We start from the raw sequence: 2,986 nt of genomic DNA on the forward strand, positions 1-2,986 counted from the left end.
GGGTATACGGATTTAATGGTTGATGGGGCACCTTTACCCCACCAACCTGATACCATTATCAGATGGTTGATAGATCGACCCCGTAGTTGAGTTCCTCTGCGAAGTCCGGCAGTCCGTAACCGATGGTTTTCTTGTAGAACGGAGAGACCTTCGCGGTCGGGGCCTTCTTCTTGTGCTTCGTGGTGTAGAGCATTCGTGCCCGCATCACCTCGAAGGAGTAACCACGTCCTTCACGGTTCTTGTCCTTGGCCAGTCGGTTGATGGACTCCGTGTAAGCGTTGGTGACGGGCATGTCCGTCTCGAAGTAGGTCATGATCTCTTCGCGCCAGTTGCCTACAGCCCTGACCAGATCGCTCCAGACTTCCTTCTGGCCCTTCGGGATGGTGGCTATCCACTCGTCCAGGGCGGCTTCTGCCTGGGGCCGTGTGGTAGCGTCCCAGATGCCGTAGAAACGTTCCTTGTGCTCGTAGGCGGCCAGCAGTTGTGGGAATGCGCCGGTCCAGGTCTCCATGATGAGGCGTTCCCGGTTTGAGACTTCGTGAGCGCGTTTCAGCAGGATTTTCCGGTCACCCTTGAGGGTTCGGCTCTGGGAGGGCATCAGCTCCTTCCTGAAGCCCTTGCGCACCTTCTCCAGGGCATCGTTGGCCATGCGCACCACATGGAACTTATCGACCACGATGCGGGCCTGTGGCAGCACCGCCTTGACCGCTGCTCGGTAGGGATTCCACATGTCCATGCTGACGATCTTGACCTTCTGCCGGTCTTTCATCTTCACCAGGTAGTTGGTCACCACGTCCTGACGGCGGGTGGCCAGCAGGTCGAGCAGGGTCCTCTCCTCGATGTTGGTCAGGATGCAGCGGTAGCGCTTGTTCAGGTACAACTCGTCAATGCCGAGAATGCGGGGCGTCTCGAAGCGGTGCCAGCGCCCCAGGAATTCGGCGCGGGCGTTGAAAATGTCGCGTACCGTCTTCTCGTCCAGGCCCGTGGTATCAGCCACGTAGGCGTAGGGGTGATTGAAGGCTTCCTTCTCCACGTACTCATGCAACCGCAGCGTCATGCGGAAGCCGTCCACCATCTCCGGTAGCTGGGGCCTGAAGGTGGTCTTGCAGGCCCGGCAGGTGTACCGGCGACGAACTACCCAGAGGGTGACCCGCTTGCCGTGGATGGGCAGGTCACGATAGGGAACATCACGCTTGCCGAACCGCACGAACTCACCCTGCACGCCGCACCCCTCGCAGGCTACTGGTGTAGGTGCTTCAAGCCGAAAATGTATGTCTTCATTCTGCTCATCAGAATCCACCAACTGGTACCCAGGAAGGCTTAACGAATTAATCATCTCCCGCCTTGATCAGAAAAACAGGTAGGTGGCGTAACCGGCAATCATCGCCATAGCAAAAATGACTGCTAAAAACGCCGCTAAAAGCTTCAGCGTGAACAAAGAGCGCAACAGAATGAGCTCAGGCAGGCTGGCTCCGGCACTGCCGATGATCAACGCTAGCACCGTCCCGGCACCCACGCCTTTGGCCATCAGAGCCGCTGCCAGAGGTATGACGGCTTCAGCGCGAATATACAACGGCACGCCGATGACAGCGGCAACTGGAATGGCAAAGGGATTATCTGGGCCTGCATACTGCTCCAATAAGTCAGTGGGCATGAAACCATAGATCACGCTGCCAATCGCAACACCGATGAGCAGGTAAGGCAACACATCGATAAAGTCCGACCAAGCTTCCCGCCACACACCACTGTACTTCCCTTCTTTCTTAACCGTGACAGTGGGTTGACTGTCACAGCATTCGCTAGACGTAGAGACTGTTGTCTTCCTATCAGCCCCGCAAGAAGCCGTCTTCGGAGTGGTGTCGCAGCTGTTGGTGCCGCAACTCGATGCGGTCGATGTAGCACTGCACGGGCTTGCTGATGAACTACATCCACTGCTCTCTTGTGTCGCCGTCCGGCGCACATAACGCTCGAAGCCAAGCGTGTGAAGCAGCCATCCGGCACCTACCGCGACCACCAAAGCGGCGAGCACATAGATAGCAGTAAGTGTCCATCCAAACGTGGCAACCAGCAGGCCGACGACGATAGGATTCAGCAACGGAGATGAGAAAAGAAACACCATCATCGGCCCAAAACCGGCCCGTGCCCGAATCAACCCTTTCAACATGGGGACAGTCGAGCAACTACAGAAGGGCGTTATAGCTCCTAAACCAGCAGCAAGAAAATAGCCTCGCTTCCCACTGGAAGTCAGTAACGCTTCCACCTTGGATGGTGGGATGTGACGTTGAAGAACTCCGACCAGCAAGCTAATGCCAATGAATAAAACCGATAGCTCGATAGCGAGAAAGGCGAACATGCCTAGAGCGTCTTGGAGTTGAGGTGACATTCAATATTACTCCTATATTTCTAGTTTTATCGAAATGATGTACGCAGTCTACTTGCGTTTATCCGACCTGTCAACTATAATTCTAGAAACATCGAATTATTGGGGCGTGCTATGGATCACGAAAAGGTTGCAGCCAGCTTAGCTGAGCTAGGGAATAGTCACCGACTGTCCGTGTTCCGCTTTCTGGTCAAAGCTGGCCATGATGGGGCTTCGGTCGGAGATATCCAGAAGGGGCTGGGTATTCCTGCTTCGACGCTATCACATCACCTTGCGCGCATGGCCAAGGTAGGGCTGATCCGGCAGGAGAAACATAGCCGCACGATTGTCTGTATACCCGAGTATGGGCACCTAGAGAATTTGATCGGTTTCTTACAAGAGGAATGTTGTGCAGGTGTCCGGATTGCGCATGAACCAGAACCGCTTTGACGCTTGCCCAGCTCTCGCTGTCCTCCCTAGTCAGCATCGCTATGAAGACTCAGGCGAAGGTGGAAACAGAAAATTGGCAGTAGAGTAGGCTGAAGAGGATCAATCAGATAATCCGCTGAGAAAGATTTTCTTCTTTACATCTTTGGCATTTTATCAACCAGAAATTCCGGATACCCT

3 protein-coding genes are annotated in these 2,986 nt (G+C 54.7%); 1 reads left to right on the forward strand and 2 read right to left on the reverse strand.

Translation table 11 applies throughout. From position 1 onward, the window contains the following. Positions 1-58: 58 nt before the first annotated feature. Positions 59-1,336, reverse strand: a complete 1,278-nt coding sequence (locus tag G6Q48_RS21790) for an ISL3 family transposase (protein WP_166268384.1) — start codon at positions 1,334-1,336, stop codon at positions 59-61. Positions 1,337-1,348: 12 nt separating this feature from the next. After that, positions 1,349-2,383 (reverse strand): permease, encoded by a 1,035-nt coding sequence (locus G6Q48_RS21795; protein WP_166268386.1) that lies wholly within the window; start codon positions 2,381-2,383, stop codon positions 1,349-1,351. Between the two features lie 111 nt (positions 2,384-2,494). On the opposite strand from G6Q48_RS21795, the gene G6Q48_RS21800 reads away from it, so the two are divergent. Next, a complete protein-coding gene (locus G6Q48_RS21800; protein WP_000349485.1) occupies positions 2,495-2,809 on the forward strand; it encodes an ArsR/SmtB family transcription factor in 315 nt (104 codons plus the stop codon). The last annotated feature ends 177 nt before the right edge of the window (positions 2,810-2,986 follow it).

Origin of the sequence: Providencia sp. M-27 (assembly GCF_011077905.1) — a bacterium.
GTDB lineage: Bacteria > Pseudomonadota > Gammaproteobacteria > Enterobacterales > Enterobacteriaceae > Providencia > Providencia huaxiensis.